Below are 13,931 nucleotides of genomic sequence, written 5' to 3'. Positions count from 1 at the left end.
AAGCCCGCTGCGATACCCTGTTTCCAGGGAGTCGCAGCGGGCTTTTGCAGATACGCTAAATCAGACGTTGAACAGGAAGTTCAACACGTCGCCATCCTTGACCACATATTCCTTGCCTTCAGCACGCATTTTGCCGGCTTCCTTGGCGCCTTGCTCGCCCTTGTGAGTGATGAAGTCGTCATAGGCGATGGTTTGCGCGCGGATGAAGCCGCGTTCGAAATCGGTATGGATCACGCCGGCTGCTTGCGGGCCGGTGTCGCCAACGTGGATGGTCCAGGCGCGCACTTCCTTGACGCCTGCGGTGAAGTAGGTTTGCAGGCCGAGCAATTTGAAGGCAGCGCGGATCAGGCGATCCAGGCCCGGCTCTTCCATGCCCATGTCGGCCAGGAATTCCTGCTTGTCGGCTTCGTCGAGGTCGGCGATTTCAGATTCGATCGCAGCGCAAATTGCCACGATAGGTGCATTCTGTGAAGCCGCGTAAGCGGTCAGTTGATCCAGCAGTGGATTGTTGGTGAAGCCGTGGTCGGAGACGTTGGCGACATACATCGCTGGCTTGGCGGTGATCAGGCACAGCGGCTTGATCAGGGCCATTTCTTCAGCGTCGAGGCCGCAGGCGCGGACCGGCTTGGCCTGGTCCAGTTCCGGCATCAGGCGTTCCAGCAGGGCTACCAGCTTGGCGGCATCTTTATCGCCGGAACGGGCTTTCTTGTTTTCGCGATGAATCGCTTTTTCCACCGTGCCCATGTCGGCCAGCGCCAGTTCGGTCTGGATGACGTCGATGTCGTCGAGTGGATTGATCTTGCCGGCGACGTGGATCACGTTGTCGTCTTCAAAGCAGCGCACGACGTTGACGATGGCGTCGGTTTCGCGGATATGCGCGAGGAACTGGTTACCCAGGCCTTCGCCTTTGGAGGCGCCCGCCACCAGGCCGGCGATGTCGACAAATTCCACGGTCGCCGGCAGGATGCGCTCAGGCTTGACGATTTCGGCCAACGCCTTGAGGCGCGGATCCGGCACTTCGACCATGCCGACGTTCGGCTCGATGGTGCAGAAAGGGTAGTTTTCCGCCGGGATGCCCGCTTTGGTCAGGGCATTGAAGAGGGTCGATTTGCCGACGTTGGGAAGGCCGACGATGCCGCATTTGAGACTCATGGAAAAACTTTCTAAATCAATAGGTTAGCTGTGTTTTATATTCGTTTTGCGAGCCAACTGCGGTTGAGTTCGGCTGAATTCTGAAATTGCACAGTGGAAATTAATGTGGAGGCAGTATCCGATAATGATATCGGATGGCGATACAGCTACTTTCGCCGCTTTCGCGCCCATCCGCTCCCAAAACCTCAATTGTAACTCTCCCGGACCCGCTTATCCAAAGGCAGGCGGCAAACCGCTGTTGTATATTGCGCCATCTAGCCGGTTTATTCAGGTTTTGCCTTGAGGCGTACCTCGGTCAATCCGAAATATTGTGAAAAACAAACGTTTTCCCATTCTGCCGGATTTGCTTTGATCTCATTGAAAAAAGTGATCGGCTTAGGTTCGTGAACGTAGCCTGCAACTTCCAGCGCGACGCCCTTTGCCCGTTTGGCAGCATCAAAACGCGCCAACATCAGCGATTGCAAATCGGCGGATGCGGTCAAGCCCTCGACAACCGGCCTCCAGGTGTGATTTGGATAGAGTGCGAAACTCGCCACAACAGCGATGATGCCGACCACCAGACCGCCGGCCATCAGGGATTTACGTCTGGTTGCCTTGGCAGGACGCGGCCTGGCGTGAAGGTATGCCGCAACCAGGAAGCCCAGCACGTTCACCAGCATGAAGTCGATGGTTCGCGCACGTTCAGGGCCCAGGTCGTTCATTACAAATGTTCTGGCAAAAATGCTGGCCCACAGAGCAAAAAACAGGAATACCGAGAAGCCGACTACGAAGCGTCGCGAGAATGCGATTTCTTTGCGCGGGCGGGTGATTGCGAAGACGCAGTAAAACAGCAGCAGGCTCACTAAAAACGAAGCAACGTATTTCAGCAGGATCAGCTTGAGCGCAACGGCGGCCGCCAATAGCACATTGATATGTTGCGGCATTGTCGCCGCGCGCAAAAAATTGCCGGGAGCGCTAGCCGAAATGATGGCGCCAATAATGGCCGCTGCCAGGATAAAGGCGGTAGCTCGGTGTGTTTTGCGGACGAAGCAGCAAATCACGAGGGGAAACAGCAGTGCGATATGGGCCAGCATGACTGTTTCGTTAAAGCTGGCCAGCAATACGCTGGCCAATGACAATACTGCGACGCGCTTTGTTGAGAGTGCGAAATTGCCCTTGAATATGCGCAGCTCTTCGGCGATGAGCGCCAGGAACAGCGCGCATGCAATACCGTAAGTGGCGCCGCCCGCGAGCCAGAACAAGGATTCCCGCATGCGAAACGTTGCCATCAAAAGGACGAAGAACAGCAGTGTGAAGGCGGCGCTGCGCACCCCGGTCACCGACAAAAAATGTCGCACCGCCAGAAAATTCAGGGCGAGGATAAGCAGCGGAACGATGTAGTAGTGGTGCAGCAGCAGCTCATCCGAAACCGCAAATACACCGATCAGGAAAGCGGGCGTATAACGACCTCCCCAAGTCAAATATTCTGTCACCACGTTTTGCAGGACGCCTCGGGTACGTGCGCCGAAGCCATAGCAGAAATCGTCAGCGGCGGGGATGGCGTGAAACGCGTTCCAGAGTATCCACAGCAGGAATATGATGCCGATCGTCAGCACGCCAATGCGGACAAAACTGGTCAAACGATCGCTGGGAGTATCAAATACACGGTTTTCTTGCGTGCTAAAAACTCCTACCTCTTCAGTCTTTAATTTCATTTCTTTTCTTGGTTGTGTTGCATCAAGCGGAGCTTGCGCTGGCCAAATTGTATTCGGCAAACACCGGAACATGCAATTCGGCATAGCCTGTCCGTGGTTTGATGTCCGATCCGAATCAGGAAACGGGTAAATAAGCGTGAATTTGCGGGAAATAACAACAGGAAGTATCGGTCAGCTCTCTTTTTTCAGTAGAATGCGCTGAATTCACCGATGGATTACGGGCCGGTACGGCATTGGAAAAGTATATTAATGGCAACGAAAAAACGAATCGTTTCGATAGTGGCGCCCTTCTACAACGAAAGTGGCGGTATCGGTCATTTTCATCAAGCAATTCGTGAAATCATTAATGCGATTCCTGAATTCGATTTTGAAATCGTCTGTGTCGACGATGGCAGCAGCGACGACACATTGCAGAAACTGGTGGCGCTCGTTGCCAAGGACAGTTGTTTCCGCGTGGTCGAACTGTCACGGAATTTTGGCAAGGAAGCGGCGCTGACCGCCGGGATTGATGCTGCAACTGGCCATGCAGTGATCCCGATCGATGCCGATCTTCAGGACCCGCCGGAACTCATACACCTGCTTATCGCGGAGTGGAAGAAGGGCGCAGAGATCGTACTTGCAAGACGCGTCGACCGTAGTTCGGATACATTCCTGAAGCGCAAGACGGCCGAGTTGTTCTATCGCATCCACAATCGCCTCACGCATATCAAGATCCCGGAAAATGTCGGCGACTTCCGCCTGATGGATCGCGTCGCAGTTGATGTCCTTAAAGCCCTGCCGGAGCGCCAACGCTTCATGAAGGGCTTGTTTGCATGGGTGGGTTTCAAGACCGCGGTGGTCGACTATACGCGGAATGCGCGCACTGTCGGCAACACCAAGTTCTCGGGATGGAAGCTCTGGAATTTTGCGCTTGAGGGAATAACCAGTTTCAGTACGGCGCCACTCAAGCTGATGACCTACGTCGGCGCCGGCGGCACGGCGATTACGCTTTGCTACGCCTTATATATCGTTTTCCGGACCCTGATTCACGGTATCGATGTGCCGGGCTATGCCTCCCTGCTGGTCGCAATTTTATTTTTCGGCAGCCTGCAATTGCTCGGCATCGGCATCCTGGGAGAGTATATCGGCCGCATCTATATGGAAAGCAAGCAAAGGCCGATCTATGTTATTCGCAAACATCATGGCCACACCGAAGATGTGGCAAGCGAAACCAGCCCGGATGCGCAAGCTTATGGGTGATATGCGCGACGCCGAGTCCGTGGCAGCAGCCAGCCGTCTCTCCCTATTACAATTCGTCGTATTCGCCGTGGTCGGTGCGACGGGGACGCTGATTCATTATGCGATTCTGTTGTCGTTGGTCGAACTGCTTGGCCGCAGCGCCATGGTCGGCACCATCGCTGGATCAATAGCCGGCGCGATATGGAATTTTTTCCTGAATCACCGGCTCACCTTCAAAAGCAAGCAGCAATTCCATCAGACCGCTCCGCGTTTCTTTTTGATCGCCGCAGTCAGCCTGGCGCTCAATGCCGGGCTGATGTATCTGCTGGTAGAGCGCATGCATGTGAACTACCTGATTGCCCAACTCGCGGTGACGATTTTCATCTTGTGCGTTAACTACATTTCCAACGCACTCTGGACGTTCAACCGATCGGCCAGGTAAGCAACTGCTACAGCGGCGCTGCTCAGCGGTGTTAGCGGTGTTACTTGGCGGCCGTATGCAACTGCATCGTCGCCGCTTCGAATTTGCCTTCACACAGCATGGGAATGATTTTCAGGCTGGCCGCAATCGCATCGTCGATCAGCGGCTGTTCATCCTTGCGCGGGCGGTGCAATACGAAATCGGCGACTACCTGCTGCAGGTTCAATGTACGCGGATGGCCGATGCCCAGTCGCAGGCGCCAGTAATCCTGGGTGCCGAGCGCTGCCGTGATGTCCTTCAAACCGTTGTGGCCGCCCGAAGAGCCGCCCTTTTTGAGCTTGGCGCTGCCGGGCGGCAGATCCAGTTCATCGTGCACCACCAGGATTTCTTCGGCGGCGATCTTGTAGAAGCGCGCGATCGCGCCGACCGACTGGCCAGAGCGATTCATGAAGGTTTGCGGCTCCAGCAGCCACACTTCCTGGCCGGCGATGCTGGCCTTGGCGGCGAACGCGTTGAAGCGGGATTCGCGGGCCAGGTTGCGGCCGAGATCGTTGGCCAGGTTGTCGACCAGCCAGAAGCCGGCGTTATGGCGGGTTTGTTCGTATTCCGGGCCGGGATTGCCGAGGCCGACGATGAGACGGATTGACATGGTGTTTTCTCTTTTTTCTCTGGAGCGACAGGGCAGGGGAATGGCCTGTTTCGAGCTGATCCAGCAACAGCGCCGATTATCGCGGATATTGCATGCTTCCGTCCATTCGGTGTGCGCTCCTGCCAGGCATGCAGCCGGCAATAAAAAAACCCGCCACGGAGGGCGGGTTTTTCAGCCGGGATACGCTCCGGCAAATACGACGATGATTACTTCTTGTCAGCAGCGTCAGCGGCTGGTGCAGCTGCTGCGGCAGGCGCATCAGCTTCAACTTTACCGGCTGGGATCGATGCAGTAGCGATCGTCAGGTTTTCTTGCGATACAGCGGAAACGCCCTTTGGCAGCTTCAGGTCAGCCAAGTGGATCGAGTGACCGACTTCGATGCTGGTCAGGTCGACTTCGACGAACTCTGGCAGATCAGCTGGCAGGCAGGAGATGTCCAGTTCGGTCAAAACGTGGCTGATGATGGCGCCGGACAGCTTCACTGCAGGAGCGACTTCTGCATTGATGAAGTGCAGAGGCACTTTAACGTGGATAGCTTGTTTAGCGTCGACGCGCTGGAAGTCAGCGTGCAGGACCAGTTGCTTGTATGCGTGGACTTGGAAGTCGCGCAGCAGAACTTTCTGTACCTTGCCGTCGATTTCGAGATCGAGGATCGAGGAGTGGAAAGTTTCTTTTTTCAGCGCGTGGTACAGCGCATTGTGGTCCAGCGAGATATTGACCGGCGCGTCGGAACCACCATAAACGATACCTGGTGTTTGGCCAGCATTGCGCAGGCGGCGGCTCGCTCCGGTCCCCTGCTCTTTGCGTACAAATGCGATTACTTTCATTTTGAAGCTCCATTGTGTGCCGGACTATTTACGATGGCCCGGCGGTAAAAATCCCCCGCGACCAGGGGATTTAAGGTCATCTCTGCACCTGTTGCCAGATACAAAAACAATAAAACCTATAAAAACTTATTCTGCAAACAGCGACATCACCGAGTCGCCCTTGGTAATACGCTTGAACGTTTCAGCCAGCAACTCCGCACACGACAACTGGCGGATCTTGCCGCAGGCCTTGGCTTCTGCCGACAGTGGAATCGTATCGACCACCACCAGTTCGTCCAGCGGCGAATTGACGATGCGCTCAAGGGCAGGGCCGGACAAGACCGGGTGCGTACAGTAAGCAACCACTTTCTTGGCGCCGCGCTCTTTCAATACTTCGGCTGCCTTGGTCAGGGTGCCGGCGGTATCGACCATGTCATCCATGATCACGCAGTTACGGCCGTCGACTTCACCGATGATGTTCATGACTTCCGACACATTAGCCTTCGGACGGCGCTTGTCGATGATCGCCAGGTCGCAGTTCAGGCGTTTTGCCAGTGCGCGGGCACGAACCACGCCGCCGACGTCCGGCGATACGACCAGCAGGTCGTCGTAGTTCTTGCTCACCAGGTCGCCCAGCAAAATCGGCGACGCGTAGATGTTATCTACTGGAATATCAAAGAAACCTTGAATCTGGTCAGCGTGCAAATCCATGATGATGACGCGTTCGACGCCTGCTTCCTGCAGCATGTTGGCGACGACCTTGGCCGAAATCGCAACCCGTGCCGAGCGTGGGCGGCGGTCTTGACGCGCGTAGCCATAATAAGGAATTGCAGCGGTAATCCGGCCTGCCGAAGCGCGCTTCAGGGCATCGACCATCAACATGATTTCCATCAGGTTGTCATTGGTCGGCGCGCAAGTCGATTGCAGCACGAATACGTCTTTGCCACGTACGTTCTCGTTGATCTCGACCATTACTTCGCCGTCGGAGAATTTGGTAACGTTGGCCTTGCCTAGCGGGATACCGAGTTGCTTGGCAACTCCAATAGCTAGTTCCGGGTTTGCGTTGCCGGTAAAAACCATCAGGTTTTCGTTTGCCATGGAGATCCCTGGATACAGTCGTTAAAAAGTTGAAAAGCCGACAATGCCAGACTATTCTAGTCTTGCGTTGGCGGCTTATGTGTTCGCTATGAGCTGTTTTTGTATTTTGATGCGGCCTAACAAATCTGCCGCTGTGATGCTACTTGCTGCTGGGCATTATTGCCCTTGTTTAATGGCAGGGGAACAAGGATTCGAACCTTGGAATGCTGGAATCAAAATCCAGTGCCTTAACCAGCTTGGCGATTCCCCTACGCAACTTGTTGTCTACCATAAATCCGCGCTGATACTGCCTGATGCGCTTGAATCTGATGCTAAACCGAATTCTGTACAACTAGTTTTTTAACAATCCAGCGAGCGGATGTTCCTGCATCGCCTTGGCTTTCCATGCTTTCCACTGGCTTGGCACTAATTTCAGCACCTTGTCAGCTTCGTGTTCTTCGGTAAACGCACAAAAAACACATGCACCTGAGCCGGTCATCCTGGCTTCTCCAAAATTGCCTAGCCAGTTGATGGCCTCTGCAACTTCCGGGAAATTACTAACAGCCACGGCTTCCAGATCGTTTTTTCCGAAAAGTTTTTTAGTACCTATCGAAAAGTCCGTCATTTTGACGGGTTTCGTATTCCTTGTCAATTCCGAAGATGAAAAAATTATTGCTGTCGGAATTGCTACGCCGGGCTGAATTATAACGAACCATAGGGCAGGGGTGTCAAGCTTTTGCAGCGATTCTCCGATTCCTTCAGCAAATGCATTCCTGCCGAACAGGAAAAACGGTACATCGGCTCCCAATTGCAGGCCCAAAGCCATCAGTTCCTCGCGCGACAGGCCGCCTTGCCAGAGGTGATTCAGCGCCATCAGCGTGGTTGCCGCATCGGACGAGCCACCACCCAATCCGCCGCCCATCGGCAATTTCTTTTCGATACCGATATTCGCGCCCAATGCCGTTGGGGCGGACGTACCCTTGGCCCGGATCGCGGATTGCAGCAGTTTGGCGGCGCGCACAATCAGGTCGCTTTCTTCCGGTACGCCCGGAATATCGGTGCTGCGCCGGATCTGATCGTCGTCGCGCACTTCGAAATGCAGGAGATCGTTGAAGTCGACCAGCTGGAATACGGTTTGCAGCAGATGGTAGCCATCCGGACGGCGTCCGGTAACGTGCAGGAATAAGTTCAGCTTGGCCGGGGCCGGGCAGTTGTTCAGCGTACGGATCATTGCAGATTAATGTGGTTGGCGGCTGTCGATGACGATGCGGATCGCAACGTCGCCGGCCTGGGTGGCATTGCGCGCCAGGTCTATCCGTTTCGGGTAGCTCTCGGCGGCGTTATCCTGATCTTGCCAGTTGGTATATTGGAGGCGCCAGTTGTCGGCGGTGGTGACGTTATAGGCGTCGCTTGCCGGGGTCGCGATAAAGCGCTGGCCCGCGGCGTTCTGGCCGAAACCTTGCAGCCAGTCGCGCAAACCGGCGATCGGCAGCGGCCAGCCCAGCGCCTGCACCGTCAGCGAATCGACATCACTGGCGCTGCGCAGCGGCTGGCCGGCTTGCGCCAAGGTTGCCTGGTCGGCGCCGATATTGATGGTGGCCAGGGTTTGTCCGAGCGGCGACAGCAGGGTCACAACGGTGTCCGGGCCGTTTTGCGACCAGGTGAAACTGCCGTGCAGCGCCTGCTCCTTGCCGTCCTGCTCATAGCGCACAGACAAGCGGCCGCTGACATCGATCAACTGGTGGTACTGGCGTGCGGCGCCGCTCACGGCATTCGCTGCTGTGGCGCCAGTGTTCGACTGTTGAAAAGTGCTGCAGCCGCTGATTGCCAAGGCCAACGCCATCATGGACGCCAGGCCGAGGCGGCTTGCCATATTGCTTGAGCGCCGCATCATAGGTTGGCGCGCAGCCGCGCCAGGGTGCTTTTCAAGGTGTCGTTCTGCGGATCCTTGCGCTGCACTTCACGCCAGAATTTTTGCGCATCGGTTTTTTGTCCCTTGACCCACAGGACTTCGCCCAGATGCACGCCGATTTCGGGATCCGGCAGCAAGGTGTAGGCATCGCGCAGATGCGATTCCGCTTCGCCCAGGTTGCCCAGTCGATATTGCACCCAACCCATGCTGTCGACGATGAACGGATCGTGCGGCGCCAGCGACAGTGCTTTCTGGATCAGCGTCAGGGCTTCCGGCAGGCGGATATTGCGGTCGGCCAGCGAGTAGCCAAGCGCGTTGTAAGCCTGCTGGTTTTCCGGCGCCAGCGCGATCAGCTTGCGCAGCGCGCTTTCCATGGTGCTCAGATTGTCGAGTTTTTCCGCCGTCATGGCGTAGTCGTACAGCAGGTCGGGATTGTTGGGATCGGTCTTGAGCGCGGTTTCCAGGACCTTGAACGCTTCTTGCGGATGATTGGCGTCGCGCAGCAATTGGGCTTCCACCTGGGTTACCTGGGTTTTTTCGCGATCGCCATTGGTTTCGATTTCAGCCAGCACCTTGCGTGCGGCATCCAGGTCACCACGTTTGGACAGCAGTTGCGCACGGCGCAGCTGGGCATCCAGGTAAGCGTCGCCCGGCTCTACCTGCGACAGCCATTTCAGGGCGGCGTCGGTGTCGTTGCGGTCGGCGGCGATCTGCGACAGGATCAGCAGCGCCTGGGTGGTATCGCGCGACTCGTCCGGATGCTTGCTCAATTGATCAAGATAGGCGATCAGGTAGCGTTCGGCAGCCTTGGTGTCGCCAATCTGTGCATTCAGCAGGCCGAGCGCGAGCAACGTGGTGGCGTCCTGCTTGTCGCCTTTCAGCAGGATTTCAAACTGGCTGCGGGCTCTTTCATACTGCTTCTGATCGATCAGCGTGCGCGCGTAGGCCACGCGTACTTCGCGCGAGCCGGGATATTTATTCAGGAAGTCGGTCAGGATGCGCTCGACTTCACCATTGTCGGCAGCGACTTGCGCGGTGGTCAGGATCGCCAGCTCGGAATCGGGCTTCAAATTCAGTGCGATCTGCGCTTCCTCGCGCGCCCGGATACTGTTGCCGGTGCTGAAGGCTTCCTGCGCCAGCGCCAAGTGGGCTTCCGAAATCGACGTGTACGGCGCCACCAGCTGCTCCAACAGCGTGAAGGCGGCGGCCTTGTCCTGTGCTCGCGCCAGCAGCCGCTGGATTTGCAGCATCATGATGCCGCGCGCCTGCGGCAGCGCGTCCTTCAGGCGTTGCTCAAGGATTGGGCGGGCTTCAGCCAGATTGTTGCTGAGCATGATGAAGCCGAGATAGTACTGGGTGGCTTCTTCCGATTCCGGCGCCAGTTCGCGCCAGAGCCGGATTGCGACCAGCGCTTCGTTGGCCTGCTTGGCGCTCAACGCCATTTCAGCGGCGCGCCGGGCCAGGCGCGGATCACGGGTCTGCTGCGCGGCGCCCAGCAGCGTCACATAGGCGGATTGCCAGTTGCCGCGCTGGAAAGCGATTTCCGAACTGAGTACCTTGAACAGCAATTCCTTGGTCAGCGGGACCGCCGGCAACTGTTCTTCAGGCGGCTTGACCGGCATCGCCCGCGGCGCAAGTTTGCGTGCCGCCAGCTGATCGGAGCTGGCAGCCGCTGCAGGTGTCGCCTCGGGTGTTGCAGTTGCCGTCGTGGCGGAAGCGTTATCTTTGCTGTCGCTGCCTGGCGTTACGCCGGCGCATGCCGACAACAAGGAAGAGAGCGTTACAATGGCAAGGGCTTTTTTCAAGAGATATCCTGGCTTGGCAAGCATTTGTATGGATCTGAAAACAGATCCCTGGTCATTTCCCCAAATTCGCCCCCACTTATTTACGGTGTGAAAGCTGGTTACGAATTTTCAGGACTAGCCCTGATTTTACGCCCAACCAGAGTGCAATGCGTAGTGAGGGGCTCGGGATTTGTTTCAAGAAGTATATGGAATGCATTTTGCACAGGCTGGTGACGCTGGTGCCGCGTAAAGCGATTTGACGGCGCCGCTGCGATGTTTAAAGGTTTTCAGTATTTTTTTCTCTGGCAGTTAGCCCGTTTTAAGTAGGGCGGGCAAGAAGACGCGCCCACCCAACCGTGGTTCTCAAATTCTGTTTCGCACTTATTTATTTTTTTTGAATCATGCCAGAACTCCCTGAAGTCGAAGTCACCCGGCGCGGCGTTGCGCCGCATCTGGAAGGGCGCACTGTGACAGCAGTCACCTTCCGCCATGCCGGATTGCGCTGGCCGTTTCCGTTGGATCTGCCGACCTTGCTTGCGGGCCGCACGATACGCGACATCGGCCGGCGCGGTAAATATCTGCTGCTGCGTTTCGATCATGGCACCGTGATCATCCATCTCGGCATGTCCGGCCATCTGCGCATTCTCGATACCAGCGTCGCGCCCAAAAAGCATGACCATTTCGACCTGGCGGTCGGTAGCCATCTGCTGCGTCTGTCAGATCCGCGCCGCTTTGGCGCGGTGCTCTGGCATGCCGCGGAAGACGGTCCGGTAGAGCAGCATGTCTTGCTGGCGGGCTTGGGACTGGAACCGCTGGAAGAAGTGTTTTCCGCGCAAATCCTGTATCAAAAGACGCGCAACCGGGCGGCGCCGATCAAGCAGGTGCTGCTGGCCGGCGATATCGTGGTCGGGGTCGGCAACATCTATGCATCGGAAAGCCTGTTTCGGGCCGGCATCAATCCGAAAACCGCGGCCCATCGGATCAGCCTGGCGCGTTATGAACTGCTGGCTGATGCCATTCGGATAATTCTTGCGGCTGCAATTGACAAGGGTGGCAGCACTTTGCGCGATTTTATTGGTGTAGATGGTCAATCTGGCTATTTCCAACAGAGTTATTTCGTCTATGATCGTGCTGGGTTGCCGTGTAGAAATTGCGGCACATTGATTACGCAGATAAAGCAGGGGCAGCGCTCTACGTTTTATTGTAAAAAATGTCAGAAGTAAGTACTGAAAAGAATAGGCGAGTGAGATAGTGAGCAATCTAGTTCAAAAATTCCAGGAATACAGTGAATGGCGTACTGCCGTGGCCAGCGCGTTGCGGCGTTACCAGACGTGGGCCAGCGCCTCGAAGCTGTCCGATGTCGCCAGCGACCAGCGCATCAGCCGGGCACTGGCGCGGCTGACTGACGATAAATTGTCGATTGCTTTCGTCGCCGAATTCTCTCGCGGAAAATCGGAACTGATCAACGCCATCTTCTTCGCCGATTACGGCCAGCGCATCCTGCCGTCGGCGGCCGGCCGCACTACCATGTGTCCGACCGAGCTGCTGTATGACGAAACCTTCCCGCCCTGCATCCGCCTGCTGCCGATAGAAACCCGGGCCGAATCGCAATCGACCAGCGATTACAAGGGCGCGCATCACGTCTGGACTGTGCTGCCTCTGGATACCTCATCGACCGACGGCATGCTGGAAGCCTTCAAGCAGGTCAGCCTGACCAAGTGGGTGCCGCTGGAAGACGCAAAACGATATGGCCTGTATGACGAAGACGATCCGGATGCCGCCGTCGCGATTGATGTGTTGGGCCGAGTCGAGATTTCACAGTGGCGCCACGCCATCGTCAATTTCCCGCATCCGCTGCTGAAAGAGGGGCTGGTGATTATCGACACGCCGGGCCTGAACGCGATCGGTACCGAGCCGGAACTGACGCTCAACCTGATCCCGAACGCGCACGCGGTGCTGTTCATCCTGGCTGCCGATACCGGCGTCACCAAGAGCGATATCGATGTCTGGCGCCATCACATCGGCAACGGCGCCGGCCGCATGGTGGTGCTCAACAAGATCGACAGCATGTGGGATGAGCTGCGCTCGCCGTTCGAAGTCGAGCAGCAGATCAGTAAGCAGGTTTCCAGTGTGGCGCATACGCTCGGTCTGTCTGAGGCCCAGGTGTATCCGGTCTCGGCGCAGAAGGGGCTGGTCGGCAAGATCAACGGCGAGCCGGCCTTATTGCAGCGGAGCCGCCTGCCGGCTTTGGAAAATGCGCTGTCGCACGAACTGATCCCTGGCAAGCGCGAAATCATCCGCGCGCAGCTGATTGGCGACATCCACGACCTGACAGTGTCCAAGCAGGCGTTGATGTCGGCGCATATCCGCAGCGTGGTCGAGCAGTTGCTGGAATTGAAGAGCTTGCGTGGCAAAAACACCTCGATCATCAGCCACATGATGAAGCGCATCGATATCGAGAAAAAGGAATTCGATGAAAGCCTGCTGAAGCTGCAGGGCACGCGCATGGTGTTTGCGCGTTTGTCGGCCGGCGTATTTACTACGCTCGGCATGGGGTTGCTGAAGGAAGAAATCCGCAAGACGCGGGAAGCGATGGAAGGCAGCATGTTCACCGCCGGCTTCCGCCACGCGGTGAAGGATTTCTTCGACAAGGCCCAGGAAAACCTGACCTTGTCGGGACAGAAGACCGATGAAATTTCGGAAATGATGACCATCATGTACCGCAAGTTCTCGACCGAGCACGGTCTGGCGCTGTCGACGCCGATGCCATTTTCGCTCGACAAGTATCGCAACGAGATCAAGGTCATCGAAACCGCTTATCATCGCCAGTTCGGCACCGTAACGCTGGTCAAGACCAGCCAGGTGGTGCTGATGCAGAAGTTCTTCGATTCGATCGCCTCGCGCGTCAAGCAAAGCTTCCTGCAGGCCAACCGCGATGTTGACGCCTGGCTCAAGGTGGTGATGGCGCCGCTGGAGGAGCAGATCCGTGCGCACAAGTCGCAGCTCAAGCAACGCACCGATTCGATCGAGCGCGTGCATGTGGCGATCGACAGCCTGGAAGAAAAGATCCATGCGGTAGAGATGCTGCAAAGCGAACTGATCGCGCAAAGAAATACGCTGACCACGCTGGAGAACGATTTGAAGAGCGTGCTTGATTCCGAACTGGCGACGATGAAAGTGGCTTGAACCATCGCGGGGCGGCTTTTAGCGAGCCGCAT

Annotated in this window: 12 protein-coding genes and 1 tRNA gene; 4 read left to right on the top strand and 9 right to left on the bottom strand. The window is 56.5% G+C overall.

From position 1 onward, the window contains the following. Positions 1-60: 60 nt before the first annotated feature. Positions 61-1,152, bottom strand: a complete 1,092-nt coding sequence (gene ychF / locus ACIPF8_RS03400; protein WP_400417104.1) for a redox-regulated ATPase YchF — start codon at positions 1,150-1,152, stop codon at positions 61-63. A 263-nt stretch (positions 1,153-1,415) separates the two neighbouring features. After that, on the bottom strand, positions 1,416-2,846 hold the full coding sequence (locus ACIPF8_RS03395; RefSeq protein ID WP_400417102.1) for a DUF6056 family protein: 1,431 nt from the start codon (positions 2,844-2,846) through the stop codon (positions 1,416-1,418). Positions 2,847-3,095: 249 nt separating this feature from the next. Between ACIPF8_RS03395 and ACIPF8_RS03390 the strand changes: the two genes are divergently transcribed. Together ACIPF8_RS03390 and ACIPF8_RS03385 are read left to right on the top strand one after the other, a co-directional pair. Beyond that, a complete protein-coding gene (locus ACIPF8_RS03390; RefSeq protein WP_400417100.1) occupies positions 3,096-4,085 on the top strand; it encodes a glycosyltransferase family 2 protein in 990 nt (329 codons plus the stop codon). Next, a complete protein-coding gene (locus ACIPF8_RS03385) occupies positions 4,027-4,506 on the top strand; it encodes a GtrA family protein (RefSeq protein ID WP_400417098.1) in 480 nt (159 codons plus the stop codon). The genes ACIPF8_RS03390 and ACIPF8_RS03385 overlap by 59 nt, the downstream gene beginning before the upstream one ends. Before the next feature lie 40 nt (positions 4,507-4,546). On the opposite strand, the gene pth is transcribed toward ACIPF8_RS03385, so the two are convergent. The 7 genes from pth to ACIPF8_RS03350 all read right to left on the bottom strand — a co-directional run bounded on the left by pth (position 4,547) and on the right by ACIPF8_RS03350 (position 10,734). After that, positions 4,547-5,134: an aminoacyl-tRNA hydrolase gene (gene pth / locus ACIPF8_RS03380; protein WP_400417096.1), complete on the bottom strand. Its 588-nt coding sequence runs from the start codon at positions 5,132-5,134 to the stop codon at positions 4,547-4,549. 206 nt (positions 5,135-5,340) lie between these two features. Beyond that, a complete protein-coding gene (locus ACIPF8_RS03375; RefSeq protein WP_400417095.1) occupies positions 5,341-5,961 on the bottom strand; it encodes a 50S ribosomal protein L25/general stress protein Ctc in 621 nt (206 codons plus the stop codon). Between the two features lie 126 nt (positions 5,962-6,087). After that, positions 6,088-7,038 carry a ribose-phosphate pyrophosphokinase gene (locus ACIPF8_RS03370; protein ID WP_061532195.1) on the bottom strand — a complete coding sequence of 317 codons (951 nt, stop codon included), beginning with the start codon at positions 7,036-7,038 and terminating at the stop codon, positions 6,088-6,090. Between the two features lie 173 nt (positions 7,039-7,211). Further along, positions 7,212-7,288, bottom strand: a tRNA-Gln gene (locus ACIPF8_RS03365). Positions 7,289-7,369: 81 nt separating this feature from the next. Beyond that, positions 7,370-8,248 (bottom strand): 4-(cytidine 5'-diphospho)-2-C-methyl-D-erythritol kinase, encoded by an 879-nt coding sequence (ispE, locus tag ACIPF8_RS03360; protein ID WP_400417093.1) that lies wholly within the window; start codon positions 8,246-8,248, stop codon positions 7,370-7,372. A gap of 6 nt (positions 8,249-8,254) precedes the next feature. Then, entirely contained in the window at positions 8,255-8,890 is a 636-nt protein-coding gene (locus tag ACIPF8_RS03355; protein WP_400417091.1) for a lipoprotein insertase outer membrane protein LolB, read from the bottom strand. A gap of 17 nt (positions 8,891-8,907) precedes the next feature. After that, complete coding sequence (locus tag ACIPF8_RS03350; RefSeq protein WP_400417089.1) at positions 8,908-10,734, bottom strand: tetratricopeptide repeat protein; 1,827 nt, start codon at positions 10,732-10,734, stop codon at positions 8,908-8,910. 380 nt (positions 10,735-11,114) lie between these two features. On the opposite strand from ACIPF8_RS03350, the gene mutM reads away from it, so the two are divergent. Both mutM and ACIPF8_RS03340 read left to right on the top strand, forming a co-directional pair. Then, a complete protein-coding gene (mutM, locus tag ACIPF8_RS03345) occupies positions 11,115-11,936 on the top strand; it encodes a bifunctional DNA-formamidopyrimidine glycosylase/DNA-(apurinic or apyrimidinic site) lyase (RefSeq protein ID WP_400417088.1) in 822 nt (273 codons plus the stop codon). 28 nt (positions 11,937-11,964) lie between these two features. Further along, positions 11,965-13,899 carry a dynamin family protein gene (locus tag ACIPF8_RS03340; protein ID WP_400417086.1) on the top strand — a complete coding sequence of 645 codons (1,935 nt, stop codon included), beginning with the start codon at positions 11,965-11,967 and terminating at the stop codon, positions 13,897-13,899. The last annotated feature ends 32 nt before the right edge of the window (positions 13,900-13,931 follow it).

The sequence above is a fragment of the Collimonas sp. NPDC087041 genome (assembly GCF_044745265.1).
Taxonomy (GTDB): Bacteria; Pseudomonadota; Gammaproteobacteria; order Burkholderiales; family Burkholderiaceae_D; genus Collimonas.
Note: the sequence above shows the minus strand (reverse complement) of the source record. Positions and strands in the feature narration are given on the sequence as shown.

What these genes read in the sequence shown, in the direction of transcription:
- mutM (WP_400417088.1), top strand. Translation starts at nt 11,115, where the DNA reads ATGCCAGAACTCCCTGAAGTCGAAGTCACCCGGCGCGGCGTTGCGCCG.
- ACIPF8_RS03375 (WP_400417095.1), bottom strand. Translation starts at nt 5,961, where the DNA reads ATGAAAGTAATCGCATTTGTACGCAAAGAGCAGGGGACCGGAGCGAGC.
- ACIPF8_RS03390 (WP_400417100.1), top strand. Translation starts at nt 3,096, where the DNA reads ATGGCAACGAAAAAACGAATCGTTTCGATAGTGGCGCCCTTCTACAAC.
- ACIPF8_RS03385 (WP_400417098.1), top strand. Translation starts at nt 4,027, where the DNA reads ATGGCCACACCGAAGATGTGGCAAGCGAAACCAGCCCGGATGCGCAAG.
- ACIPF8_RS03355 (WP_400417091.1), bottom strand. Translation starts at nt 8,890, where the DNA reads ATGGCAAGCCGCCTCGGCCTGGCGTCCATGATGGCGTTGGCCTTGGCA.
- ispE (WP_400417093.1), bottom strand. Translation starts at nt 8,248, where the DNA reads ATGATCCGTACGCTGAACAACTGCCCGGCCCCGGCCAAGCTGAACTTA.
- ACIPF8_RS03395 (WP_400417102.1), bottom strand. Translation starts at nt 2,846, where the DNA reads ATGAAATTAAAGACTGAAGAGGTAGGAGTTTTTAGCACGCAAGAAAAC.
- ACIPF8_RS03370 (WP_061532195.1), bottom strand. Translation starts at nt 7,038, where the DNA reads ATGGCAAACGAAAACCTGATGGTTTTTACCGGCAACGCAAACCCGGAA.
- pth (WP_400417096.1), bottom strand. Translation starts at nt 5,134, where the DNA reads ATGTCAATCCGTCTCATCGTCGGCCTCGGCAATCCCGGCCCGGAATAC.
- ychF (WP_400417104.1), bottom strand. Translation starts at nt 1,152, where the DNA reads ATGAGTCTCAAATGCGGCATCGTCGGCCTTCCCAACGTCGGCAAATCG.